We start from the raw sequence: 26,460 nt of genomic DNA on the forward strand, positions 1-26,460 counted from the left end.
TTGAAATGTGCCGTAAGCTGCGTTATTTCGCGTAGTCCATAATCCGGGTAATCATAACCGCCGCCTCTGCTCGGGTGGCTGTCTGATTAGGCCGGAAGGTCCCGTCCTGGAATCCGCCAATAATTCCGGCTTCCACAGCAGCCCCGATATTCCCACGCTGGTTCTTAATATCAGCGTTATCCTGGAAGACAATTGCCGATTCGTTAGGCTGCAGACCAAGCGCTCTGGCAGCCATAGCAGCGATTTCAAATCGGGTAATATTCCCCTCCGGCAGGAAGTGTTGACCGTACTCATTGGGCTGAATGATCCCATTTGCGACGGCAGCCTCAATAGCTCCGTTCGACCACCGCTTGGCTGGCACATCAGAGAAGGATGTTTTACCCTTCACTGTCGCAAGCCCTTTTGCCTGCACCAGCATCTTCACAAATTGTTCTCTCGTAATGGCGGCATTCGGTTTTACAGAATAATCACTGTAGCCGCTCAGAATCGACTGATCGTATAGACGCTCCATGGCGGCCTGCGCCCAATGTCCCTCCATATCATAGCCTTGCGGTGGGTTCAGTCCCGGAATGCGTACAGGGACAAGTTGCTTATTCGTTGAACCGTCACCAAGCACTCCCCGTTTATCATTATATCCCCATGCCCAAACGGTTCCGTCTTTTTTCAGAACGTAGGAGTTCATCAATCCGCCGGCAATATCAACGGCATCCTTGATGGCAGTCACACGGTGAAACGTATGGTAGTCCTCGGAGTTATCAGCATACCCCAACCCCAGCTCACCCTGCCGGTTCGTACCGGAGGTCCAAACCGTGCCATCCTTTTTCAGCAGCAGGGTGTGATAATATCCGGAGCTGAGCTTTACTATATCAGCGGTCTTTTTCAGGACCGGCTGGCTTTCTCCCCACATCCATAGCGTGCCGTCCTGCTTAAGGGCGTATCTCGGATTTCCGCCCCCCCATATTTTCACTACTTTCGTGAATTCCGGGATAGGGTCCACCGTAGCAAAACGGATCCCGAGGATTTCGAACATGGGGCTTATCACATACTTCATCTGGTGCGGTCCGGTGAATTCCTTTCCACTGCCCTTACCTTGGTAGAACCAGACCGTTCCGTCATCCCTCAGCATTAACATCTTATAGCCGCCGGCAATGCTCGTCACATGGTTAATGCCCGGAATCTGGATCGGGTATTCCAGGGGCTTGGTAGATTCCATAATGGAGTTGGATACGAAAACTTCGTCCCCCCACATCCAGACCGTTCCATCCTCCTTCAAAGCATACGAGGTGTTATCGAAGGCCAGGATATCTTTAACATGCTCGATCTGGGCTTTGACAGGGGTTGTATAAAAGTTTTCGTACCCGTTGATGTCATTACCGAGCTGCCCGGCATCGTTCATTCCCCAGGCCCAGACATTTCCATCTGAGTCAAGCGCCAGCCGGTGGCGTGTTCCTGCCGAGACCTTTACGATATTGGAGGGCAGCCCGGATACTTGCTGGGCGCCTTTCGTATCTCCCCATTCCCAGACTGAGCCGTCATTCTTCAATGCCAGGTGGTTAAAGCCAAAAGAGCTGATTGATATGACCTTAGGATATCTAGTAGCTGATAGCGCCGGGCTTACGCTGGCTGGAATGGCTGAATTGGCAGGCTTTGTAACGGCTTGATCGGCCGGCCTGGAGTCGGTTTGATTGGTCTTCGAAGCTACTCCGGAACCGGGCAGCGGCTTGGGATCGACCAGGCCGGTATAAGTCTGCTCCTTCGAAGGTATATCCTTTCCATCGGGCGTCAGTACGTGCAGGGTGAAAACAATTCGGCCTTGATCTAGCTTCATATCTTTCAATTGCTCATCAAAGAAGCTTCTGGGCAACGTCAGATTCAGATAAATCGAGGAATCTCCTGTTATCCTAACGGCATTTACATTAGGATCATTCCTGAAATAGACCGCAGGAGCACTGCCTGCGTCCGTTATGAATTCAATCCGCGCATCAAGCACAGCATCGAAATAATCATAGGAAGGGCCTGTAGGGAAAGTGTAGCCGAAACGGTACATGACCGTATCCGAATTGAATGAAGCATCGAACAGGGTTAATTCCGGCTGTGTGGACGGGGTACCTTCACCACTTGAATTCTCCGCAAAGGCGTTTGGCAATGCTGGGGACAATCCGGTGATAAGAGCTAAGCACATGAGCGCAAATAAGAAGTGTTTTAATGGGTGGGATTTAATCGCCATCTTATCGTTCCTTCCTAAGGATAGTTGATTGGTATATTATGTAATATTACCTCACATCATTATAGCAGGAACGTTTTCGCTGAACAATATAGGAATGGCTTGGGCAATGATATCCCGGGATTTCTCTACTCTATGGAAATTAAATCTCTAAATTGATACAAACGCCGTTTCAAAGCTATCACCTTAAAAATACTATATAGCAAAAGGATGGTGATAAAAAATGAGTATAAGTCCACTTTGTAGACAGTTTGCAGAGATTTTTGGTGGTCAAGCCCAGGTAGTTAATGGGGTATGTGTTGCAACTAAGTTACGTACTAATATCAAGGTACGGATATTGGGTAGACGTTCAAAAGGCTTGTTCACACTTCCTTTCGGTATTTCCTTTGAGAGTGTTGGGAAAGACGGCCGGGCACTATGCCTCGGAGAGTCCGTTATCCTTACTCGGGAAATAAACCCATTTATCTCTGAACTCCGCAAAGCAGGCATTAAAGTAACTGCTCTTCACAACCACTGGTTATTTACAAACCCGAACATCTGGTATATCCATTGGGAAGCCGTCCAAAAACCCCTGGTATTCGCCAGAAATGTGCGGAACGCCTCCAGAGTTCTGACCAAAAAACCCGTTGGCCCATTCGTCTGTAAGGCTGCCAGCAAAAAATAATGTAACAGGTGAACTATTAATTATCTTTTGGGTGCTGAACATTTCAGCATCCTTTTTTATTCGGATTGCCGTAATATTGAGATATAAGGTAATGTGGATACAGGAATGCGAGTCGTAATGGCAGGAAGAGGGGTCTTCATATGATATTTCAGCGCTCGACGTTGATGGACAAGCTAAAGAGAAGGCAGGAGGATTCTTTCACGGGACGCGAGTCCTATTTCGAAGAACTCTATAATGCTCTTGATTTACAGCAGCAGGAGGATTACAAAGTGTTGTGCTTCTACGGAGTGGGAGGCGCGGGCAAATCTTCATTGCGCAGAGAGATGGTTCACCGCCTTACCCAGCGGGAGGATATCGCTGTGGGCATTGTTGATTTCGAGACAAAGGCTCATCAGCAGCCGGAAAATGCACTTATCCATCTCAGGAAATCGATCATTTCCAGGAATAAAATCAACTTTTCCTTTTTCGATATGGTGTACGCCTTATATATGAGCAAAGCGTATGCCCATTTGCCGCTCAAGGAATCCGTTACTCCGCTGCTTGATGAAGGAGATTTGTTAGTTGAGCTCATCAATACCATTGAGGATGTGCCCGGACTCGGTTTGGTTCCTAAAGTCTATAATCTGTTCCGTAAATCCTCGAGCTTTATACATAAATATATGACTAAAACCAAAATGGACTATTTCTCACAGCTGTCGGCGCTGGATGCTTCCGAGTTGTTAGCCTATTTACCCGATGTCTTCCTTGAAGATCTGATAGCCCATCAGGAGAAAAACCGCTGCCAGCTGGTGATATTCCTTGATACGTATGAGGCCCTATGGGAAGATAAGCGGATGAAGGGGTACCAGTCGGTTGTCGACAGCTGGATTCGTGAAATGATTCAGGGCCATCCCGGCCTGTTGTGGGTCATTACGGGAAGAGAACGGCTGCGATGGGCGGAAATCGATCCAAGCTGGGAATCCGTCTGCGCTCAGCGTCCGCTGGACTCTTTATCCGAACCCGAAAGCCGAGCCATACTGGTCCGCTCCGGAGTAACGGACGAGGACATCCAGAATGCGATTATTAAACAATCCTATGGACATGCTTATACCATCCGGTTGGCCGTGAATCTGCACAATGAAATCCTACGTACCCGAACGCCGGTTACCCAGGATTTTGTAGACTGGAGAACACCGGAGCTCCTCATTGAGCGATTGCTGAAATATTTGACGCCCTATGAGATACAGACGCTGGAGCTGCTGGCCATCGCCCGTTCATGGGATGAGGCTTTGTTCGAAGCGATCGTGCAGGCTTTTCAAACCGGTTATCCTCTTTACCAAAGAGACGAGCTGCTGCGTTTCTCCTTCATTCATCATAATGAGTTGACGAACCGGTGGGAAATGCACGCCCTGATGCGGGGGAGTCTGCGTCATCATCAAAGTACCCGTACGATTCGGGAGGGGCACCGGTATTTGTTCGAGTATTATGCGAATCTGCTAAGCCAGCACACTTTTACCGGAATGTTGCGGGATGCCTACGACTGGTTGGATGAGGCTTTTTTCCACGGACTTCAACAGGTTGAGAATGGCTGGCGTACGCCTGTCTCCTTGTCAGACTGGTTCCGCCATGAGGATGCAAAGTTCTTCAACTCGGGAAAATGGGAATTAACCATTCCGCTGTTCAAGCAGTTTATCAGCTACCTGGAATCCCTGGAAACCACGGAAGCGCAGACTTTAAGAGGAATCCTCGTCTACGATTTGGCCTACATTTATTTCAAAGAAGGCAACTATACGGATGCGGAAACCATGTTCGACATCTCTTTGGATATCCATCTTACCCTTTATGGTGAACAAAACCGGTTTACGGCTAAATCTTATTATGGACTGGGTACGCTTTATCATAATATGGGACGGATGGAGGAAGCCGAGCCGCTGTACTGTAAAGCTCTTGCGATCAGAGAACAAGTACTTGGCGAAGATCATATCGGTGTCGCTATGTCTGCCAATAATCTCGCTACCCTCTATCAGGATATGAAGCTTCACCACTTGGCGCTGCCTCTTTACGAAAGAGCGATCCGAATATCCTTGCTTCCTGAAAACTATAATCCGCGCAAACTTGCTGATTACAAAATCAACCTGGTCTATTTTCATCATGACGTGGAACAATACGAGACGGCACTTTCGATCTGTGAGGAAGCTATTGCTCTTAGAGAGAGCAGTCTTACGCCGCTGCACCGGGATATGGCTCAGGTATTTCTCTACTATGGCAATGTATTATTGAGACGAGGCGAACTCCGCCTGGCAGATGAATATTACAATAAAGCCGTACATATTTTAGAGGAGCTGAAGCATGAATTTTCGGGTGAGATGGCTAAGCTGCACCATAACCTTGGAGTCTACTGCTATTTAGCCGGAAGAACAGACGATTCTCTAAAGGAACTGGACTTAGCGATTGAAATCAAACGCGCCATGTATGGGGAAGATCATTATAGAAGCCGGTATTCGATACAGACGAAGAATCAGATTATGGGACTGGATCCCATGCCCCCACGTTTACATCTGGATTTCTAGGAGAGATCGAATGAGCACAGAAGATTGGATTACGGAAGCGAAGCTTCACTTCAGCGAGCCGCTTCAGCCCTTGCAGGATGTAGACAGCATCATTATCCACCATACGGAGGAAGAGGGCTGGGATATTCACCGGACCCATGCCTACCACCGGGACACGATGAACTGGAGCGGAATTGGATATAACTTTTTCATAGAGGCACCGGGTGTGGCAGACGGAAAGATTGTATCGGGACGCGGCTATCATGTGGGTGCTCATACTCTGGGACGCAATGAAACATCCATTGGAATTTGCATGTCCGGTAATATGGATCTGCATCAGCCGTCCAAGCGCCAAATGGATTCGTTATTGAAACTGTGCCGCTATCTAATGGATCAGTACAAGTTGTCTCCGGAGGACGTGATCGGACACCGGGAGGTAGCTGGCGTAACGAAAAGCTGTCCGGGATCCCATGTAGACATGAACTGGATACGGATGGAGCTGTTCTCCCGAATCTAACCAGCCTGGAAAGTCGAAGCACAAGGAAACCAGCAGACCCGCTCCGGGACTGCTGGTTTTCTTATGTGCAAGCAATTTCGGCGAGCGGGGCTCAATCCTGAAGCACAGGCCCCGGAACCCGCCTACTCCTAATTAACCTTTCAAGAATTCCAGCAATGCTTGGTTGAATTCCTTAGGGTGGGTAGCATTGAATCCGTGAGGGCCGCCCTCAATCACGACTAATTGACTGCCTGCGATCCGCTCATGTGCTTTTTGGCCACTGATCTCGACAGGAACAATCGCATCAGAGTCACCGTGGAGAATAAGCGTTGGCACATTAAATTTCTCAAGGTCCCCACGGAAATCGGTATAGCTGAATGCCGCGATGCAATCAAGCGTGCCTTTCGGCGACGCGAAAGCTGCAATATCACGATTGTATAGGCGGAACGGTTCATTTACCAAGTCCGTTCTGTCCCCAGAGGCGAAGAAATTGGTTGTGAAATCATCCAGGAATGCTAGACGATCCGCCTTCACCCCGTCTTGAAATCCTTGAATAGTCGCATCGTCAAATCCGCCGTCCGGGTTATCCGATGATTTGTACAGATATGGCGGGATCGCACCGGCCAGCACTGCTTTTGATACCCGCTCCGTTCCATAAGTACCGATGTAACGCGCCACTTCGCCTCCGCCCATGGAGAACCCCACGAGGGTCACATCCTGGAGATCCAGGTGTTCAATCAATGTGTGCAAATCCGCCGCGAATGTATCATACTCGTATCCGTTCCACGGCTGGGAGGACTGGCCGAATCCGCGGCGATCATACGTGATCACCCGATAACCGGCTTCCACTAGTGCAGGTACTTGCTTCTCCCAGGATCTTCCGCTGAGCGGCCAGCCATGGATCAGTACAACCGGCTTACCGGTCCCGACATCCTCATAATGAAGCTCGATTGCAATTCCATTCTCCTGTCCAACTGTAACGTTTGCCATTGATACATCCCTCCGTTTTTTGTTTTGGCACCCATGGGCCTCCAGCGTGATCAACCTATCCTTTAATCTCCTCTTTTACTGCTAAATTTATCTAAAATTCTTAACGTCCGGAATATACCAATTAATAGTCTAGCTGTCAACGCCCAAATGAAATGGTTTATTTTGTCGAATTTCTATGGAATAACTATAATCTTTATTACTCCTATGACTAAAGTTCTATTTCTCTGGGCTTTGTCATTTATCAGCAACAGCTTGAGTACTTAGCTGAATAGCAGCAGTTGCCTTGTCTAGTGTTTTCTTCCCGTTTACTACCTGTGTCAGCTCTTTACTTAGAATGGACCGGAAATCCAACTCGAAATTTGGTGACTTGTTCATCAGAACATAACTTGTTATAGATGAATCCAAATTAGGCTTTAATTTATAGAATGCATCCAATTTGTAACCAGAGTACTCCTTAATCATGCGGGATAGAGGCGCACCGATATTATTATTAGAGCTTGTGGGTTTATAGTACTGGTTAGCGTAGTCATCTCCATTGAAATATTTGATGAAATCCCAGGCGGCATCAACATGGGCTGCACCTGCAGGTATCGCAAATATCTCGGTAATATAAACATTTCCTGTTGACTTCCGGTCCTTAGGATCCGCTGGGCCGGCAGCAATTCCGAGCGTGAACGGTTTATAATTCTTCACACCACCACTTTTTGCTGCTTGTAAGGACTTCAACTGACTAATAGAGGCTACAATCATCGCTGATCGTCCCATAATGAACGAACTGCTCTCCAGATAGCTTTTACCAGGCAGGCTGATCTTTTCATCAAGCACCCCGGACTTCGTTGCCTCGACCGACAGACGGTAGGCGTTTTTCCATGCCGTTGTATTCGCAGTAGCCTTTAGAGTAGTTGGATCAATGTACGTTAACCCTTCTGTTCTAGCGATATCCATGACCAGATTGCTGGATCCAAAGGAACTTAAGCCCCATATTCGGGTCTTCTTATCTCCTTTAGCAGGGAATTTCTTAGCAAGATTCAAAATCTCCTCCCACGTCATTCCGTCACTTGGTGCTTTGACCTTGTACTTTTTAAATAAATCAGCGTTATACAGAAGAGCGTACGAGCCTGCATCTGGGCTTAACCCATAAAGGTTGCCACCGCCTTGTTTCTTCAATTCAGTAAGCAAGCCCGGGTATAACGATGTCGTGTCATACTGATCCCGCTGAATTAACGGCTCTAAATCTACCAGCTTTTTATCTTTAGACATTTGCTTGTAATGGTACGGGGGCAGCATAACAAGATCTGGTGAATACTTTTGGATAGCTGTGCTGTAATCCGTAATCGCACTCATACCTGTAGGTGCAACTACTTCGATGGTTGTATTCGGGTACTTTTTACTAAACAAATCCCCATATACCCTTTGGAATTCGCCTGCGTTCCAGTACAATACTTTTAAAGTACGTGCCGTATCTGCCTGGTTATCCGAATTGGCAGAAGCTTGCTTACCTGTGCTGAGACCTGCCGAAACACCGATTAACAAGACACTGAGACTAACATGCATGACTTTCCGTAATAAATTGTGCTTCAATAAGAAAACCTCCACTCATTTGTTGTTCAAACGATTATTCGCTTGGGTTGAACTAAGCATAAGAGAGAAAGCTTATCAGCTGGCTACCGAACTTCTTATCATTTCCTTAAATCATGCTGATATTATTCATTGCTCATGAAATATCGTCTATAATTATCGTGCTGCTCTTTCATTTTAAGAGAGATACAGGAATCAAGGGAGGACCTATGGCGGGAAGCACGATTTTGATGGTGGATGACGAAGCGGAAATTATCCAATTGATGAGTATCTATTTCAATAACGAAGGCTACAAGCTCCTGCAAGCGTCGAATGGCCTGGAGGCGCTGGAAATTCTGCGGTCCCACCCAGTCGATTTAATTGTACTTGATCTAATGATGCCTAAGATGGACGGATTGCAGGCTTGTATGAAAATACGAGAAACGAATTCTATTCCCATCATCATGCTCTCGGCTAAAGGCCAAGATATTGATAAAATATCAGGCCTCAGTATAGGTGCCGACGACTACGTAACCAAACCATTCAACCCACTTGAGCTGATTGCACGTATCAAGTCGCAGCTTCGGAGGATGAATCAGTTCAACTCTGTTTCGGCTAACGCGAACGAAATACATATCGATAACGTTGTTATTAATCTTGCTTCCCATTCGGTAACGGTCGATCAAGAGGAAATCAAGTTGACTCCCCGTGAATTCGCGCTCCTTCATATGCTGGCAGTCAACAGAGGAATGGTGCTGAGCATGGACCGCATCTACGAAGAGGTCTGGAACGAGCCCTTTATGGAGTCGAAGAATAGCGTCATGGTTCATATCCGAAAGCTCCGTGAGAAGATAGAACCTAATCCGCGCGAACCGCGGATCATCAAAACCGTGTGGGGGATTGGATACAAAATCGAGAGCGATCTAAAGGCAAGGGGTGAGTAGGATCCAACTAAAGTGGATGTATACGATTCGCTGGAGATTAATGCTAATCATGGTTGGAAGCTTGGCCTTAACAGCCGCAGCTATTTTTTTCGGATATTTCTTGGCAGAATCGCTGCAAAAAATCAAATACACGGCTGCCCCGATTAATTGGAGTATTGAGCATGCCGGATCCGTCCGCGTGATGATCATAGCCGGCCTCATTCTCTTTCCCATCACTTTCTTCCTAGCCAGCCTCCGTTTGGTTGAGGATTTGCGCGAAATCAACGCAGGGTTGCAGGAAATATCGGCAGGCCGGTTCGGGCGTGTGGTAACGGTCAGGGGCAAGGATGAATTAAGCGTTGTCGCAGAGAGTATGAATCAGCTCAGCAGCGAATGGGATCATTATCTGGCGGAAATCACGAGCGGTCTGGAGGAGATTGCGAGCGGGCAGTTCGACCATCAAATTCCGGAAATTGCCGGTAATAAATTAGGCGAGATCGCGCTCAGCATTAACCAGATGAGTATGCAGCTGAAGCATTCGATTGCTGAGGAACGCAAGGCAGAAAAGACCAAAAACGATTTAATTACCGGTGTATCGCATGACCTGCGCACTCCACTGACCTCGATCCTCGGCTTTCTCGAAGTTATTGAGGAGGACCGGTATCAGGATGAAGTGGAGATGCGTTATTACGTCAACATTGCATATGAGAAATCCTTGGCGCTTCGGCGATTGATCGACGAACTGTTCGAATATACGCGAATCAACAACGGTATGCCTCTGGAACTAAGCGAGCTCGATATCGCCGGGTTAATCCGTCAGCTTGCGGAGGAATTCGTGCCGTCTGCAGAGAATGCAGGCATGGAAATCAGACTGAATCTGCAAGAAGGAGAATTCAAGATCCAAGCCGACGGAGGATTGCTGGTACGGGCGTACGAGAATATAATCGCCAATGCCATCCAGTACGGACAGGCGGGCAAATATATTGATATCGATATGGGGCAGGATGGAGATGTGCTGATCGTGCGGATCCACAATTATGGAGACCCCATTCCGGAACGGGATTTGCCCTATCTTTTCGACCGCTTTTACCGGGTGGAGAGATCCAGGTCGAAGCAGACCGGGGGCACAGGCCTCGGTCTGGCCATCACGAAAAGCATTGTCGAGGTACACGGAGGGTGCATCACTGCGCGCAGCAGCAAGAAGGCAACCTCGTTTGAGACACGGTTTCCGGTTTCCGGCCCCCATCAGGCGCCTGCCGCTGTTACGGAAGAAGTTCATAATGAAACCGGGCGGTTACCGGCTGCGCTCCCTGACCAAGGCCAGGTAACCAAACAAAGAATATCTTCTCAGCCTCCACGCTTATTCCAATCCAGCGTAGCCGCGTTATCGATGATCGTGCTGCTCGTCAGTGCGGTGGTATTCTTCAGCGTTAAGAATTCATTCACCTCTACGCTACTGGTAAATCTGGAAGGAAATAGCGATCCAGGGCTGATGCCAACAAGCGATAGTAACGAGATGGTTTTAATAACCGGCAAAACAGACAAAGGCTATACACTTCTGCTTCATCAATACTTATTCGACGGCCAGAACCTAATTATCCAATACTCCATGAGGCATTCTAACATAACATCGGAGTCGCAATGGGTGAAACAATCGGTGAAGCCGACTTTTCAACTGGACTCTTCAACAATACAAGCAGTTCCCGGCATCTTCACAGATTCAGGTGTAACGTTAGCCAAAAGTGGCACCCTCAATTATTCTTTTAAGGGGACCCCGCCGCCAGACAAGTTCATGTTGAAAGTCAATGTAAAAGAGTTAGTCGTGTTCGATGACCCGGCACAGCAGCGTATTCTGGCCGGAGATTGGAGCTTCCAAATTCCTGTGGAGATTAATTATAAACGAAAAGCAAACGGCCAAAGTGAGCCCCTGTAGAATTCATGCAGGGCATTGAAACTAAGTCCGGACACCTATTCATAACAAAAAAACCAGCAGACCCGCTCCGGGACCTGCTGGTTTTCTTGTGTGTAAGCTATTTCGGCGGGCGGAGCTCAATACTGAAGCACAGGCTCCAGAACTTTATCCTGAACATTAAGTTGGTTAACAGCTGTATTGTTAATCCACGAAAGCGCGAGCGTGCCCTCCCCCATATGAACGCCTACGACCGGAACAAAGGTCATAATTTCTGTACGCACAGAAGGCGACATTTCCTTGATCGCCGACTCCAGGCTCAGCGCCTCTTCCATATTGTTGGCATGCATAATACAAATATCCTGAATCAGCCGGATATCCTGGCCGAGTGTCTCCAGCAGCTTTTGCTTCGTCTTCTTGAAGGTGCGGATTTTGTCCACGACGACAACTTTGCCCTTATCGAATTTCAGCAGCAGGTGAATCCGCATCAGCTGGCCCAACAGAAGCTGGGAGCCCGAAAGCCGCCCGCTGCGGTGCAGCTGGCTCAGACTGGCAGGGATCAGATAGAAAGACATCTCTTCAATGATATTTTCGATTCTGCTTTTGATCTCCAGCGCAGAGCAACCTGCCTGCTGCCAGTGAACGCCGCGCATAATCATCTCACGGATCGGATAAGCGCCTACCTTGGAATCAATGCCAATTACAGTAACGCCAGCGATGTCCGCAGCCTGCATCGAGGTATGGAAGGTCCCGCTAAGCTCAGAGGAACAATGGATCGCAATAACTTCGTCATACTCTTCCTTCAGGCGCTCGTATAATTCCACGAACTCACCGATTGGCGGCTGGGAGCTGCCGACCTTGTCATTCTCGCGCATTTTATCATAGAACTGATCGGCAGTGATTTCGATATTTTCTTTATAACATTCATTATTGATAATTAGGCGGAGAGGAACAATATAAACATGATTATTCATGGCAAATTCAGAATCAATTGTGCTGGTGCTGTCGGTTACCCAGGCGATGGATTTCAAGATCACAACTCTCTTTCGTGGGGGATTGGCTACATCAGGAATCGGCAGCTTTAACTATCTGCATATTCGTAAATTATACAGGAAGCCAAGCACCCGTATAGCGATTTCGGAATAATCCCAGCACTTTTTTTCTACTTAATTCGACATAAATTCACAATATACATGATAGATATACCTATTAAAAAATACACTCTATATGTTATGTAAGGGCTAAAAAAAAGGATGCTGGCGGCCGCATTGGCTATAGCAGGATGGTTCGTGTTAGAACTTGGAGAAGTCGCACAGCGGGTGCTGTTTCCGGATTGGTCTTTTATTTATGGGGGCTGGGCCTTAGCCAGCATATTTATACTACGGGCCGTCGGAGATTTCCGCTGGGTTGGCTTCTTTAAGAAACAACAAGGAACTGTATTCGCCAAGCGGGATACGTTCCTCTACTCCCCGCTCTGTCTCTTCATAGGGAGCTGCCTGATTATTGTTATAACAAACCAGTGACGGGACTGCGGCTCTGTCGTGGAAGGGGCTTCCGGACCAAAGCTTCGCCAAAAAAAGGAAAAGCCAGAAGCAATCTCTTAAGAGTTCGCTTCTGGCTTTTTCAATAAGGTTACGACAAAAGAGGTTGTCCCCATCGCACTTTTCGCCTCAATTTCCCCGCCATGCAAGGTGACGATACTTTTAGCAATAGCAAGTCCCAAGCCTGATCCGCCCGTATATTCTGAACGTGACTTTTCTACTCTATAAAATCTCTCAAAAATATAGGGGAGATCCACACTTGGTATTGATTTTCCATAATTCTTCACTTCAACTTCAACGGTTTGTTGCGAGTCTCTTACGGTAAGATCAATATATTTCCCTTCTTTTCCGTATCTCATCGCATTTTGAATAAGGTTTTCAAATACCCTGGCTATTTTATTGCCATCTCCTACAATGACAGGATCATCACTCTTTATGAATGTCCTCATTTGCATGTTTGCTGCTTGAATTTGAATCCTATGCTGTACCACTAATTGATTGATCATTTCTTCAATATTTATGGAATGGTCGTTTACCAGGGTTTCTTTGTTTTGGACATAGGTTTATTCAAACAAATCATTAATTAAATGATGTAATCGTTCGGCCTTTGCATTCACAATCTGTATATAAGCCCGAAGCTCTACTTCATCCCTGTATTCATCTTCATTGATAAGCTTCAAGTATCCGACGATAGAGGTTAGCGGTGATCTAAGGTCATGGGCCACATTGGTCACCAGATCATTTTTTATCTGCTCTGATCTCCGCTCTTCCTCAATGGCCTTCCGGGCTTGTATTACTACATTATTAATATGAATAGCAAGCTGATTTAAACCGGCCTCTGCTCTCTCTTCTACTTTATGATTAAAATTACCGTTAGCAATAAGCTCAACTTCACGTATCATATGATTAAATTCAATTAAAACGTAGCGTTTTTTTTCAGCTTGATAGAACAAGAACAGGTAGGAAAAGAAAATCAAACCAAAAAACAAAGGACTAAGTATACTTATTGCCCAGAGAGAAGAAAGGAGATTCACTATGGAGGCTACCAAACCAAACTGTTTCTGAAAATAATATATTGAAGATAATAGAATAGCTGCCGTTACCGCCGATGCTACTAGTGATAGCAGAACATAGAGAATTGCTTTCCAGACCGGAATGGTTTTAATAATAAACAACGTATTATTTTTCAATTTTATAGCCAACTCCCCAAACCGTTTGAATAACCGCTTCTCCTGTTGCTGCAGAAATTTTATCTCTTAGGTTACTAATATGAACCATAACAGTCTTATTAGATCCAGTACCGATTTCATTCCACACCTTTTCAAAAATCTCCTCTGATCCGAACACTCTTCCGCGGTTTTTGGCCAGCAAATATAAAATATCAAATTCAATCGCTGTCAACCTGATTTCTTGCCCCTGAGCATGAACCGTGTGGCTTTGTTTATCAATTTTTAGGGAGTGAATATAGATACTATCCGGATCTTTAACCGTGGGTTGATAATTTGCTCTGCGTAATAATGCCTTCACTCTCGCTGTTAATTCCAATGGATTAAAGGGCTTGATCATATAATCATCAGCACCAGTCATTAGACCAATAATTTTATCCATATCTTCCGTTTTTGCACTTAACATCAGGACTGGAATTTCATGCTCTTTTCGAATTTCTCTGCAGACATCCAGTCCATTCATTTGGGGCATCATAACATCTAATATCACGAGGTCAACAGAGTGACGCTCCATAAATTGAAGAGCTTCAAGTCCATCCTGCACTGTATGGATTTGATAGCTTTCATTGCGCAGATACACTCCAATTAACTCGGCAATCTCTTTATCATCATCTACAATAAGTATCTCTGTACTCATAGTTTCTCCCCTCAAACCCGAGCTCGATGTCACCCTAATCTTAACTTATTCCATATATGATTCCCAATGCTTCGCTTTAATAGTCCGTTTATTACTATATACCCCAGGATTGCTCCAACGGTATTGGCAATAAGATCATTGATATCCGTGCTTCTGCCGTTGCCACAGATAATTCTGATCATCATCTGAAGTACCTCAATAGATAAACTTAGAAAGAAACCGGAATAGGCTACGTTTTTTAATGATTCAAACTTTTTATGGAGTAATGGCAGATACACACCTAAAGGCATTAACATTATGATGTTTAATATAAATGTTTTTATGTCGATCGTTAATATAGGAATGAAATTAATCGTTTTGTACCAAGGAGTTAGATTAGCATATTTGCCAATATTCACTTCGATGGGGAAGAACACTAGCTGGATGACACACAATAAGTAAATACTAAACGTTATTATTATAAAATATTGGCCTACATTACGTTTCTTTTTTTTCCACAGAGCATCTGCAACCAGGAACAGAAGAACTAATAAGAATAAGGGTGCGAGAATATAAGTGGATTGGATCGTAAACATAATAGATTGTTCCATGCTACTTCCTCCTAATTTGAGATGTTAGCTTCATCCTGACAAGAAAAATGGGACTGTTGAACAGTCCCGTTCAGCCAATCAACATGTTTATTTCGTAACCGGAATGATATGTCCATCGATCGATATACTTGTAATCACCGCTGTATCTAAGAAGATCCTTTTGCCCTCTTTGTCTAAATTATAGTGCCATTCAAATCCTCGGTCTGATGTACTTGTTGAGCCTAAATAAAGTTCAGTTTCCTTGCCGTCTGATGTCGATATGCTAATTTTAGGGTTATATTCCGGTAATTGATCACTGTGCCCATCTAAACGTTCACCTTCAATGCCAATCCCAATGGTAGAAAAATTAATCGTTTGAAGAGACAGCTTTTCTTGTTGATGTGAGAGGGTCTGATCTATTCCGATATTGTACGCTGTACTGCTCTCTTGTGCTGTAAATGTAGTATGGAATGGACCCTTAGCAATAACAGCTCCTGTAATGCTATTCACAACGGCATCCGCCTTAATCGTAACTTTCTTTCCTTTCAGACTACTTGGTGTATCGACATCAAACATGGCGATGATCTTTTTACCATCCTCTGTCACTCGTTGCTCCACCATGTAACTGGCATCCTTTGCCCAGTCTAGTTCAAGTGTGGCAATGGCTGCATCCTGTGGGAAAACCGCGCCGTCTTCGTGCTCAAAAGAAACGATAATGATCGCACTGTTTCCTCCAATAATGCTTTCTTCTACCGTTGTTTTAATCCCTGCCATTACACTAGACTGATTAATTAAAGTCGCAGATCCCGCCGAAATTTCGGTATTCCCCTTGAAAAATCCTTTGAAAACATCCCTATCTGATGAAGCTAGCGCTGAGGTCCCCATCGCCATTAATGAGATGGTTGCCACAACCGCTGTACCTACTACCCATTTTTTTCTTTCCTTCTTCGTTGTTTTATTCCCATTCTGATTGTTGTTCATTGTACATTCCTCCAATTATTTATTTTGTGGTGTTCTTGGTGAATGTACTTAGTATAATCAGCAGTTTCTAAGTTCTTTTAAAGAACATTTAAAGATTTACTAAATTTTTAGGGATCTGATTAAACAGAGTCAGCTGCATCTGATTGCGGTTGATGAGGCTAGACTCTATACAAAAAAGCACCATACCCTTCATTTATGAAGAGCATGGTGCTGTTTATATTTGCGATGTTATGCGACTGAAGAGACATTCTCACAGCCCGTAATGCCTAATGGATGGACTCCACTTTAGCTAAAGATAATTTGCCGTCCTCCATCCGGTATACCTTATCGCAGTAGGCAAGAAGCCGTTCATCATGGGTTACCATAATAGCCGCTTTATGTCGTGTTCTCACCTCATGGGCAATCAAGGAGACAACTTCATGGGCGCGCTTAGTATCAAGACTTGCTGTAGGTTCATCCGCCAATATGACATTGGGATCGTTAATTAATGCCCGGGCAATGGCGGTACGCTGTTTCTCGCCCCCAGACAGTTCCTCCGGATAGTTCTTCAACTTTGTGCCCAGACCCAGTTCTTCCAGCAACTTCACGGCGAAGGATTTATCCGCTGTGCTAACTTTTCCCGACATCCGCTTTACGATAAGCAGCTGATCAAGAACGTTCAGGTACGGAACCAAATTTGAAGCCTGCATAATGAAACCAATCTCATGCAAGCGGATATTGGATAACTGGTTGCCTGACAGCTTCGATATGTCCTGCCCGTTCAGCTTAACTTCTCCCTCAGAGGCTTGTAGCAATGCGCCCGCAATGGATAAGAAGGTGCTTTTGCCCGAACCGGACGGCCCGACAACTGCGATGAACTCACCTGGTTCCACTGTAATGGACACCTTATCTAATGCAGAGACACGGTTTGAACCTTCATTGTAATACTTTGAAGCCCCCGTGATTTGCAATCCCTTAGACATTATTCAACCCTCCCAAGCGCTTTAAGCGGATCGATTTTCGAAATTGTGCGGACCGATACCAACGAACTGAGTAGTGAAATCACCAGCAGTACGATGGAATATGTGATTACCAGCTTGGTATCCAGCATAAAGGGCATACCTTTGGGCATGATTGCCGCGGTCCCATAAGTTAGGATGATGCCAACTATAATGCTGGAGAGTGACAAAACAAACACCTGTGAGACGACCGCTTTACCCAAGAACCCATTTCTGGCTCCGATTGCTTTCATAATCCCGAACTGGCTGGTCTTCTGCATCGTAAATACATAGAAGAACACGCCAAGTACGAAGGCTGATATCACAAGCAAGAACGCAAGCATCATCAGAATGGTACCATTCTCTTCCTTGTAGCCTGGCATTCCCTGTACTGCTTCTGCGCGAGTAACGGTATCGGTACCCGCCAGCTTTTCATTAATGGCACCCGAATCAATATTATGGCCTTGAAGCATGATCGCATTTACGGGCTCTATAACCCCTTTATCCGATCCTGGTGCCGCAAACGCTAGCTTCCGCCACTCTGCAATGGGTGTGAAAACAGCTGCTACATGGTTATATGTCTGATCTTCAACAAAACCGGCGATCGTCAATGATTCCATTGAGCCATCCAGCTGGAAAGTATCCCCCAGTTTATAACCCTCGTCTTTCATGGTTTTATTGACGATAACCTGATTCAAATTATCGGGTGTCAGTCCCGAGCCTTCAATTACTGACGGTTCTAAAAAACTCCCCGGCTCTATCCCAATAATAGCTATATCTAACTTATCTTCGCTCTTTAAGCTATTTCCTTTGATTGCCGAGGCCATGATGGTCCCCATTGGTGAAACGGCCGTTACACCTTGCATCTCTGTTAATTGTTGTGTCAGTTCATTGGATAATAACGATTTACTCATTGAAGCTTTTGATCCTTGTTCAAAAACTACATAATCAGCCTTCATATTCTTAAATGCCGAAGCCGCTAGTGTAGATAATCCATTCCCCAGCCCGGATAATATAAATACCAGCCAAGAAATAAGCACAAAAATAATCGCAATCATCAAAAACCTTTTTTTGTTGTGTTTCAATTCCTTCAATGCTAAGAACATAGTTTATTCTTCTCCTCCTCTTTATAATTGACACTAGTGTCAAATTGAATATTTGCGGTCTCACCTTGACTTCATGACTTAGTATGCACCATTTTTGACACTTGTGTCAAATAAAATAGATGGACCTTAGTCCCTTCCCGCTCCTCCCAGCCACATTTGGTACAATAACTTACTCCACTCTGGTGTAGGTAAGTTCATCATATTAGGAGTATCAATAAGGTTAAAATAAACACCTATGATGACAGGAAGTGGAATGCTTGTATTTAAGTTTCCCTCTTCCTGTGCACGTACAAACAATAGCTCAAGTTGATTTTTCAAAGTTATATGCGCCTGCTCAATAAATTCAAGATCATTGGCCGCAGCCACAGAATTGGCTGTATTTATTTTATGAGCATCACCAAGCAATTGGTGGAAATCAGCCTCTTCCAGATACACCGTAAGCAGATTCTGCAGGGCAATCATGCAGTCTGTCTGATCAATAGCTGACGCTTTTCGTAGTACATTTTCCATTACGCGCTTCATACATGCAGCAACAATCTCGTCTTTATTGGCATAATACTGGTAAATGGTACTTCTGGCACCAACCAGATTTCCCGATAATAATTTAAGCTGAAACCCCTCATATCCGTGTTTCAGGAGCAACTGCTTGGTTTTGTCAAGCAACTCCGATTTGGTAAAAGCCTGCTTTCTTCCCATCTTGATCACCGTCCCTAATTGTTAACCATAGTCTTCATTGTAACAAAAATCCGCCATAAAAGTGATACGGTTCACCGTAATGAGTCTAACACAACCTTTTTAGTCCGAATAAAAAAAATCCCCTCCGACCCAATTGAAGTGGTATCGGAAGGGAACGTATTTACTTGCCTAAGTAGGCATTCAGCATCCAGACATGTGTTTCCAGGCTGGTATGAATCGCCAGGAGCATATCTCCTGTTATCTCATCGCGGACGGACTCTGCTAGTTCCATTCCCTGTCTCAGTTCGGAGATAACCTGAACAAAGTCATCGGAAACAGACTGTACCATTTCCTTAGCCGACTGATTTCCTTTAGCATCATGAATAGAGGCAAGTTCAAGGCAACCTGTTATCGTTGCAACCGGCTGTCCTCCCATAGCAAGCAACCGTTCGGCCAATACATCAATGTGGGCGGCTGCTTCGTTGTATAGTTCCTCGAATTTGGTATGTAAAGTGAAGAACTGCTCACCTGTGACATACCAATGGTAATTATGCAATTTTACGTATAAAATATTCCAGTTGGCGATTTGTTTATTCAGAACATCTGTGATATTTATAGACTTGCCCTCCTAGCGCGATTCAATGATGCTGAACGGTGCGGATCCGAACAGCTTAGCCTTCCAAAAACTGTAGCAAGGCTTCGTTGAATTCCTCGGCATGCGTGGCATTGAAGCCGTGCGGGCCGCCTTTGACCACTACGAGCTTGCTGCCGGCGATCCGCTCATGCGCTTTCTGCCCGCTGATTTCAACCGGTACGATTGCATCCGAATCGCCGTGGATAACAAGTGTCGGTACATTAAACTTCTCCAGGTCGCCACGGAAATCTGTATAGCTGAATGCCGAGATGCAATCAAGCGTTCCTTTCGGTGATGCCACGGACGCGATGTCGAGATTATAACTACGGAACGCTTCGCTGACCAAGTCAGTTCTATCCCCTGAAGTGAAGAACCCGGTTACGAAATTGTCCAGGAACGCCAATCGATCCTCTTTCACGCCATCTTGGAACCCTTTGATTGTCTCGTCGTCGAATCCACCATCCGGGTTATCTTCCGATTTGTACAGATACGGCGGAATTGCTCCTGCCAGCACCGCCTTCGACACCCGCTCAGTTCCATACGTGCCGATATACCGTGCAACCTCTCCACCGCCCATCGAGAAGCCGACCAGCGTCACGTCCTGAAGGTCCAGATGCAGGATCAGTTGATGCAGATCCGCTGCCAACGTATCATACTCGTAGCCGTTCCATGGCTGGGAAGACTGTCCGAACCCACGACGGTCATACGTAATTACGCGGTAGCCTGCTTCCACCAATGCAGGAACTTGCTTCTCCCATGACCTTCCGCTAAGCGGCCAACCGTGGATCAACACAATGGGTTTACCCGAACCAAAGTCCTCGTAGTGAAGCTCAACCGGAATACTATTCTCTTCTCCAACCGTAACTTTAACCATTGTTAATTCCTCCGTTTTCTTAATTAAGATTTGAATAAGGCATGTGAATTCACCTAGGTGCTAACAATGGAAATAAAACCATGAGGCATACGAGTTTTCAATTGACTGCGTACCAATAATCCTGAAGTTCGTTCTCCAAGGATATGTTCAGTGTACTGTTCATCCTCCGATTCAGCATCCGCAAAATTACGTATTTTTTACGAAGTTGACCTTTCTGTCATGGCATAGACCAACGCTGTACGTGACCCTACTGCCAGCTTGCTATAAATCCGGTCCAAATGTGTGGTAACCGTTCTTACGCTAATGTGGAACTGAAGAGCAATCTCCGCATTGGTCAATCCTTGAGCGACTAATCTGGCAATATCCCGCTCACGTTTAGTTAACCTCAGGAGGTCGCTCTGAGTATTCTGCAAGCGCATAATTAGAGAGCGGGTAACCTCGGCATATTCGAAAGCGTTGCAAGCTTCAAATGCAGCCAAACACCCTACCAACAGTTCTTCCGCTTCCTTGCTTGGTGGCGTAAGTAGCGCAGCGCTTAGTCTGTTCCTCGCCATCTCGAGCATCATGCCGATCGTTTGGAACAGCTCAGCCGCCTCCTCGAAATACGTGCGCGACAGCACAGGGTCTTGTCGGATATGGGTGAATCCCTGAAGCTGCTTATGCATAGCAGATGCATAATTGACCGATGATTGTGTTGAAACGGCGATCATATCCAGAAAGGCATGAAATTGTTGGAGATGGGCTTTAGCCTGCAAAAGCCCCTCTTTGCGGCGGTGTTGCCATTCGGCGAGGCGGACCTCCTCGATCAAACGAGCCGTCTGACTGGCGACCATCAACAAGAGCTCCTGATCGATTTCATCGAATGCCATGGCCCGCTGGCTCTCGACGAAGATAACGCCAATAACATCCGTACGGGCAATACAGGGTACAACCATTAGACTATCGGGAAGTGTCCGCCCTAGACGTGTTTCCTGCCTAATCATACCGGCCTGAGGGTCCGGCTGAGGTACGCTTTCGGTCCTGATGGCATTCATATACAGCATGTCTCTTCGCAAGTTGCCTATACGCAGCACTTCACCCGAACGAGCCGATACGCCGATAAATCCATGTCCGATCTTAACCGGATTAACGTAATAACCCTCCGGATAACCCCATGCGGACTGAAAGTGCAACGTATCACCAGCTTCATTAACTAGAAGTATCGTACTATGCTTAAAAGAGAATGCATCATCCAACGAACGCAATATGAATTGGAGAATATCGGGCAATTGCCAAAAGGATTCCGTAGACAGGTAAAGATCTTGAATGACGCGTACAGCACGCAGTTTCCTGCTGATCAAATCGGCCTCGTTTGTCTCGGGGAGTCGGTCTGTCATTCTTCTTCCTCCCTCTTCCAATAATGCGTACGCTCTCTTACCTCAAGAACCTTATATATGTCTGCGCCCCGCAGCACAAACCTATCTAGCATTCCCATATAAGACGCAATCGCTTCAAGCTTTAATGCCATCTGTTTAAACACCTCGCCGCTCGTTTCGGTACGAAGATACTCGATTCGTAAATCGAAGGTGCGAAGATCTTCACCGTATATACGCAGGAGAGCGTTAGGGTTACCCATTAAATTAACTCGCGTTTTGTTAAGATATTGGTCGCTCAACGCGATATGCCTCTCATCCACATACCATACCTGTGATAACAAGGTACTATTGGGTATGCCCTCACAGCTGCAAGTGACAATATTCACCGGAAATACACCTTCCATCGCGGTACGGACTGCTCCTGTCAGCATAATTAATCTCCCTTCAGGTTAAGTATGGTTTCCCCTGCCCCAACGCCTGGCGTTTGCCTATATACTTCTTGAATCGTTAATTCTATTGCGGTGAGCAATTCGCTTGACATCGTCTCCAGACTTTCCGGGTATCCTAAATCAACTAAGGTCTTTACCCTTATACGATTAAGCAGACGTTCTTCCTCTATCGCGGGTCGAAACGTCAAGGGCCCCTTGATCTGAATGGCTTCGTAGGTCAGCACATCTACAATGATAGCCGCTCCATAGTTGTTTTCAGCAATATTTCGCCGCACATCCATAAGTGCAGCATCTCCTATATGTATGACGAGTCGATCCGGATTCTCATGTAGCGCAGCACTGCAAAATATGTCGCTGGACATTCGCCCTTCTGCGTTACATGTGCCTAGATGGCCAATAAACGGCCCGCTTACCAATTTAGCAAGTTTTATCTCCATCTAAATCCTCCTTCGTTGTTCTCTTCACTGCTATGACTCTATATTTTAGTTAATATATGTAAGTTTTTTGTTCTGTTTCAGTATAGCATATCAGGCTTAATTAACCCCTGTATAGTGCCAGCACATTGCAAAATTGCAACAAAAAAACGACCTCCTGATTGGTTTAACGCACAACATGAGGAGCGAAACCTCGGCACTGTATAGGGCTTCCAGCAATCAACAGGAAGTGGAGCGGGCCAAGTCTTGCTTAGACATTTGAGTCAGTTCAGTGTTATTAGTTAAATTTTCATAAAAGCTTTATATAGCTCTTCAAAAGTATCGTATTTCTCTACATTTCTTCCGACTTTTTCATACTCATATAAATACTCATCCATTGCCTTCAAAAATTCTCCTTTATACTGTTCAAGATTATCTGCGTCATAATATTGCATAATATCAATTTTCCTGGTTCCGCGGGTTTCTGTCATTTCATCTAAATAGTTTTGTGCTCCTCTTGCAATCAGAAATGTATAAGACTTATCATTCAGGGAAGTACTACGCAAAGTCTTGTTTCTGTAATTACACCACAATTCCTCATAAGTTCCCCGTAAATTCTCGAATGTTGGTGTTGGCTTTGCAATTAATTCTTCACGTATTTTGCTATATAGATTAACAACACTTTTTAATAATACAAATGCTGCACTTTGTATTTCATTGATAGATTTTGCTTCAATTAAAGATATGTAGTTATTTTCAAAATCTAAAGGTAAATATTGAAGTTTAAGTAATTCTTCAAAAAGCTTTTGAAGTCCCTTTACAATACATACGTTGTTTATATTCATAATCCCTTCGCAAAGGTTATGTAACATTTCACCAGAGGCATACTTCGCTTCACCAATATTTTCTGCTAAAACTAAATCGCTATACTTCTGCTTGGCTATATCGATATACTTTTTAGCTCTATTAATACAATTTTCCCCAATCGGCTCAGAGAGTTCCTCACGTTTTTTTCCCAATAAATGATTAATCTTGTCCATGTACTCTGGTTTTGCACAGTATAATACCTGTAAGTGTGTCAACGTAGAGATTCTTTCCCACGATGAACAATAGATATCGTATCCCACATCGTCAAATATAAAGGACGTAGCTATTTTCCAACCATCATCTGTATAGTTAACGATAATGAAGTCCAGGTCGCTTTTTTCATGATACTCATTCGTAGTAAAAGAACCCACAAGCCCGATAACTGCAATATCATTAGGGAAATCCCTTTTTGCCCGTTCAATAACCATATTGATTAATCTCTCATTTTTTTCATATAGCTTTAGTTTAATTGTCTCATCCATTCATTTTCCCCTCCTAGTTCGGTACATTCCCAAGAATGAACTGCCGAAGACCCTTCTCTTCAAAATAACGGATTTTGATAGACCGACACGTTCATCAGCTTAGCAAGATCACTAATCGTAATTTCGCTTTTTATAACGATACTCCTACAGTTGAGGCTTGGAATATATCTCATCAGTACACCTTAGGTCTGACCAAAGTCAAGTGTCCTGCAAAAAAAGACAGCCTCATTACTCTAAGGCCGTCCTTCGGTCGCATCTTTATGATTTCCCCTAACTCCACGTAGCCAGCCCACACGAGCATCGCTGATAGCGATTTAATATTTTATCGTAATATTCTTCACATTCACCAAAATTTTACAATGATAAGCTTAATGATAAATGCCTTATGACACTTTAGGAGGTAATTTAATGAGCAAGTACGACGAAGCCATGAAGCTGCTGGAAGAACAAGTGGGTAATAAGGACGGACTGATCACCCTGTCCACTATCGCGCTGGAACCGGGGGCCCATGGCAAAAGCCGTCCCGCCGCCCGCATTGTAGACGCCTATTATGAGGACGGCGCGTTCTACACCGTCACATACGCGACCTCAGGCAAGATGCAGCAGATCGCCCAGAACCCCGAAGTCGCCGTTTGTATCATCGTCGAGAACTTTACGGCCGATGGTATCGGTGAGAACCTGGGCTGGGTATGTGACGAGAAAAACGCGGAGATGATGACAAAGCTGCGCACCATATTCGCCGACTGGTACTACGAAGCCAATAACGACGAGGACCCTAATACATGCCTGCTGCGCATTCGTCTGATAAAAGGCCTATGGAATGACGCCCATAAAGGGATCAGAAATGAGATTGATTTTGTCCATAAGACCGTAAGTTAAGGGGTCTATGTGGTTTATATTGTGTATATCAGGCTGCTGTCGGTGGAATTTGATAACAGACAATATTAGCTCAAGGGGAGTGTCCAACACGCTCCCTTTTTTGGTCGTTATTTATGGTGGGGTTCTGCGTAGTATCTGTCGGGCGAAATTTATGCTGTGTCGCAGATGCAAGGGACCTATGCTTTCAAAGTTATAGAAAGTTTTAAATTAATTTTTATAGAATTCTGCCAATAATTATTTTAGTATAGATCTGTAGGTGCTTTGATGATTAATCCATACGGTAGTATCTAAGAAGGAGGATTTTTTTTGAGAAAGAAATGGTTTGTTTCATTTTTGGTCTTATTAATGTGCATGTCTGGCAGTGCGGTTTATGCGAGTGCTAAGACATCGGCAGACTTCTCTGATCTAAAGGATCTGGACGAAGCGACGAAGGCCAAGTTCGACTCACTGATTTCGGCAGGCGTGTTTAGTGGCATCTCGGAGGACACCTTCGGGGTCAAGGATGAGATGAACCGCGCCCAATTTGCTAAGGTCGCTGCGTTGATCTTCAATCTGGAGGTTGATACCAATCTGAAGACCTCCACCTTCACGGACGTCACTTCCGATGATCCTGCAAGCGGCTACGCACTTCCGTATATTGAGGCTGTCAAGAAGGCCGGCATTACGGACGGCTACGGCGAGGGCGTATTTGACCCAGCCGGGAAGGTCACCAAGGAGCAGTTAGCCGCATTCCTGATCAAGGGACTGGGTCAAAAAGAAAAAGCGCAGAACACACCAGGCGTGGACGATGAAACCGTCTCCGACTGGGCCAAAGGATATGTCGAGCTGGCCCTAGAGCAGAAGTTGTTGAGCAATGGCGCGGATGGAACCTTCGGTGGTGCATCAAACGCGACGCGCGATCTACTCGTTCTTGGAGCTTATGAAGGTAAGGCCAAATACAGTGAGATCCAGGCTGCACAGGCAACGCCAACGCCAACGCCAACGCCAACGCCAACGCCAACGCCAACACCATCACCAACACAAAACCCATCACCAACACAAATACCATCACCGACACAAAACCCATCACCAACACAAAACCCATCACCAACACAAATACCATCACCAACACAAATACCATCACCAACAGAAATACCAACACCAACACCAACACCAACACCAACAGCAATGACTCCACAAGCCGCGTTGGAATTAATTAATGCTTACTATGGCCAGCCAAATGTCGAAGCGCCTGACGAAACAATATTTGCCGCTGCAGGAATAACCGGAGTAACCGCCGATAACTTAGAAGCAGTCTTGGCCGCACTTGAGTTGGCTTCTGAGGGAACCCAAAACCCATCTTCAACTCCGGTTTCTTTTAGCAAAGATGAAATTCAAAGCATTGTTGACTCTGTAGTTAACCCAACATAATTGCAGAGCTAACAGGATTAGCGTAATGACTTAACGTAGAAAAATAGCGGCGAAAGGGATAGCTTCCCTCTCGCCGCTATTTGCTGCATTTATC

The 26,460-nt window shown here is 45.4% G+C and carries 25 protein-coding genes and 1 pseudogene; 9 read left to right on the forward strand and 17 right to left on the reverse strand.

Annotation, left to right across the window (positions count from 1 at the left end; genetic code table 11):
* Positions 1 to 22 precede the first annotated feature (22 nt).
* Complete coding sequence (locus L6H70_RS24315; RefSeq protein WP_236336759.1) at positions 23 to 2,146, reverse strand: S-layer homology domain-containing protein; 2,124 nt, start codon at positions 2,144 to 2,146, stop codon at positions 23 to 25.
* A gap of 301 nt (positions 2,147 to 2,447) precedes the next feature.
* Between L6H70_RS24315 and L6H70_RS24320 the strand changes: the two genes are divergently transcribed.
* The 3 genes from L6H70_RS24320 to L6H70_RS24330 all read left to right on the forward strand — a co-directional run bounded on the left by L6H70_RS24320 (position 2,448) and on the right by L6H70_RS24330 (position 5,933).
* Complete coding sequence (locus L6H70_RS24320) at positions 2,448 to 2,888, forward strand: DUF1259 domain-containing protein (RefSeq protein WP_236336760.1); 441 nt, start codon at positions 2,448 to 2,450, stop codon at positions 2,886 to 2,888.
* 140 nt (positions 2,889 to 3,028) lie between these two features.
* Entirely contained in the window at positions 3,029 to 5,437 is a 2,409-nt protein-coding gene (locus L6H70_RS24325; protein WP_236336761.1) for a tetratricopeptide repeat protein, read from the forward strand.
* 10 nt (positions 5,438 to 5,447) lie between these two features.
* Positions 5,448 to 5,933: a peptidoglycan recognition protein family protein gene (locus L6H70_RS24330; RefSeq protein WP_236336763.1), complete on the forward strand. Its 486-nt coding sequence runs from the start codon at positions 5,448 to 5,450 to the stop codon at positions 5,931 to 5,933.
* Between the two features lie 132 nt (positions 5,934 to 6,065).
* Here the strand turns inward: L6H70_RS24330 and L6H70_RS24335 are convergent, their stop codons facing one another.
* A complete protein-coding gene (locus L6H70_RS24335; RefSeq protein WP_236336765.1) occupies positions 6,066 to 6,902 on the reverse strand; it encodes an alpha/beta fold hydrolase in 837 nt (278 codons plus the stop codon).
* A 234-nt stretch (positions 6,903 to 7,136) separates the two neighbouring features.
* On the reverse strand, positions 7,137 to 8,483 hold the full coding sequence (locus tag L6H70_RS24340; protein WP_236336767.1) for an ABC transporter substrate-binding protein: 1,347 nt from the start codon (positions 8,481 to 8,483) through the stop codon (positions 7,137 to 7,139).
* Positions 8,484 to 8,689: 206 nt separating this feature from the next.
* On the opposite strand from L6H70_RS24340, the gene L6H70_RS24345 reads away from it, so the two are divergent.
* Positions 8,690 to 9,403, forward strand: coding sequence for a response regulator transcription factor (locus L6H70_RS24345; RefSeq protein WP_236336768.1), 714 nt, complete (start codon positions 8,690 to 8,692; stop codon positions 9,401 to 9,403).
* Positions 9,404 to 9,452: 49 nt separating this feature from the next.
* Entirely contained in the window at positions 9,453 to 11,315 is a 1,863-nt protein-coding gene (locus L6H70_RS28840; RefSeq protein WP_341482762.1) for an ATP-binding protein, read from the forward strand.
* 116 nt (positions 11,316 to 11,431) lie between these two features.
* Here the strand turns inward: L6H70_RS28840 and L6H70_RS24355 are convergent, their stop codons facing one another.
* Positions 11,432 to 12,265, reverse strand: a complete 834-nt coding sequence (locus L6H70_RS24355) for a DegV family protein (RefSeq protein ID WP_236336770.1) — start codon at positions 12,263 to 12,265, stop codon at positions 11,432 to 11,434.
* On the opposite strand from L6H70_RS24355, the gene L6H70_RS24360 reads away from it, so the two are divergent.
* Entirely contained in the window at positions 12,264 to 12,437 is a 174-nt protein-coding gene (locus tag L6H70_RS24360; protein WP_236336772.1) for a hypothetical protein, read from the forward strand. The genes L6H70_RS24355 and L6H70_RS24360 overlap by 2 nt on opposite strands.
* A gap of 107 nt (positions 12,438 to 12,544) precedes the next feature.
* The gene (locus L6H70_RS24365; RefSeq protein ID WP_236336773.1) at positions 12,545 to 12,814 is read left to right on the forward strand and encodes a DUF3995 domain-containing protein; all 270 of its coding nucleotides are present in this window, start codon (positions 12,545 to 12,547) and stop codon (positions 12,812 to 12,814) included.
* Positions 12,815 to 12,891: 77 nt separating this feature from the next.
* On the opposite strand, the pseudogene L6H70_RS24370 reads toward L6H70_RS24365, so the two are convergent.
* From L6H70_RS24370 to L6H70_RS24430, 13 genes and pseudogenes are all read right to left on the reverse strand, one after another.
* Positions 12,892 to 14,022 (reverse strand): annotated as a pseudogene (locus L6H70_RS24370) (sensor histidine kinase).
* Complete coding sequence (locus L6H70_RS24375) at positions 14,012 to 14,695, reverse strand: response regulator transcription factor (RefSeq protein ID WP_236336774.1); 684 nt, start codon at positions 14,693 to 14,695, stop codon at positions 14,012 to 14,014. Before L6H70_RS24375 ends, L6H70_RS24370 begins: the two are co-directional and overlap by 11 nt.
* Positions 14,696 to 14,724: 29 nt before the next feature.
* Positions 14,725 to 15,285, reverse strand: a complete 561-nt coding sequence (locus tag L6H70_RS24380; RefSeq protein WP_236336775.1) for a VanZ family protein — start codon at positions 15,283 to 15,285, stop codon at positions 14,725 to 14,727.
* An 87-nt stretch (positions 15,286 to 15,372) separates the two neighbouring features.
* Entirely contained in the window at positions 15,373 to 16,245 is an 873-nt protein-coding gene (locus L6H70_RS24385; protein ID WP_236336776.1) for a hypothetical protein, read from the reverse strand.
* A 266-nt stretch (positions 16,246 to 16,511) separates the two neighbouring features.
* Positions 16,512 to 17,207, reverse strand: coding sequence for an ABC transporter ATP-binding protein (locus tag L6H70_RS24390; protein ID WP_236336777.1), 696 nt, complete (start codon positions 17,205 to 17,207; stop codon positions 16,512 to 16,514).
* Positions 17,207 to 18,328 carry an ABC transporter permease gene (locus tag L6H70_RS24395; protein ID WP_236336778.1) on the reverse strand — a complete coding sequence of 374 codons (1,122 nt, stop codon included), beginning with the start codon at positions 18,326 to 18,328 and terminating at the stop codon, positions 17,207 to 17,209. Before L6H70_RS24395 ends, L6H70_RS24390 begins: the two co-directional genes overlap by 1 nt.
* 126 nt (positions 18,329 to 18,454) lie before the next feature.
* Complete coding sequence (locus tag L6H70_RS24400) at positions 18,455 to 19,024, reverse strand: TetR/AcrR family transcriptional regulator (protein WP_236336857.1); 570 nt, start codon at positions 19,022 to 19,024, stop codon at positions 18,455 to 18,457.
* Between the two features lie 160 nt (positions 19,025 to 19,184).
* Positions 19,185 to 19,619, reverse strand: a complete 435-nt coding sequence (locus L6H70_RS24405) for a Dps family protein (protein WP_236336858.1) — start codon at positions 19,617 to 19,619, stop codon at positions 19,185 to 19,187.
* Between the two features lie 55 nt (positions 19,620 to 19,674).
* The gene (locus L6H70_RS24410) at positions 19,675 to 20,511 is read right to left on the reverse strand and encodes an alpha/beta fold hydrolase (protein ID WP_236336779.1); all 837 of its coding nucleotides are present in this window, start codon (positions 20,509 to 20,511) and stop codon (positions 19,675 to 19,677) included.
* A gap of 197 nt (positions 20,512 to 20,708) precedes the next feature.
* Positions 20,709 to 21,887, reverse strand: a complete 1,179-nt coding sequence (locus L6H70_RS24415) for a LuxR C-terminal-related transcriptional regulator (RefSeq protein WP_236336781.1) — start codon at positions 21,885 to 21,887, stop codon at positions 20,709 to 20,711.
* Positions 21,884 to 22,297, reverse strand: coding sequence for a pyridoxamine 5'-phosphate oxidase family protein (locus L6H70_RS24420; protein WP_236336783.1), 414 nt, complete (start codon positions 22,295 to 22,297; stop codon positions 21,884 to 21,886). The genes L6H70_RS24415 and L6H70_RS24420 overlap by 4 nt, the downstream gene beginning before the upstream one ends.
* A gap of 2 nt (positions 22,298 to 22,299) precedes the next feature.
* Entirely contained in the window at positions 22,300 to 22,752 is a 453-nt protein-coding gene (locus L6H70_RS24425) for a hypothetical protein (protein WP_236336785.1), read from the reverse strand.
* A gap of 278 nt (positions 22,753 to 23,030) precedes the next feature.
* Positions 23,031 to 24,077 carry a nucleotidyltransferase domain-containing protein gene (locus tag L6H70_RS24430; RefSeq protein WP_236336787.1) on the reverse strand — a complete coding sequence of 349 codons (1,047 nt, stop codon included), beginning with the start codon at positions 24,075 to 24,077 and terminating at the stop codon, positions 23,031 to 23,033.
* Between the two features lie 408 nt (positions 24,078 to 24,485).
* On the opposite strand from L6H70_RS24430, the gene L6H70_RS24435 reads away from it, so the two are divergent.
* Both L6H70_RS24435 and L6H70_RS28765 read left to right on the forward strand, forming a co-directional pair.
* The gene (locus tag L6H70_RS24435; protein WP_236336789.1) at positions 24,486 to 24,956 is read left to right on the forward strand and encodes a pyridoxamine 5'-phosphate oxidase family protein; all 471 of its coding nucleotides are present in this window, start codon (positions 24,486 to 24,488) and stop codon (positions 24,954 to 24,956) included.
* Positions 24,957 to 25,262: 306 nt separating this feature from the next.
* Entirely contained in the window at positions 25,263 to 26,366 is a 1,104-nt protein-coding gene (locus L6H70_RS28765) for an S-layer homology domain-containing protein (RefSeq protein ID WP_279306793.1), read from the forward strand.
* The last annotated feature ends 94 nt before the right edge of the window (positions 26,367 to 26,460 follow it).

It is taken from the genome of Paenibacillus auburnensis, from assembly GCF_927798115.1.
In the GTDB taxonomy this organism is placed as follows: domain Bacteria; phylum Bacillota; class Bacilli; order Paenibacillales; family Paenibacillaceae; genus Paenibacillus_AQ; species Paenibacillus_AQ auburnensis.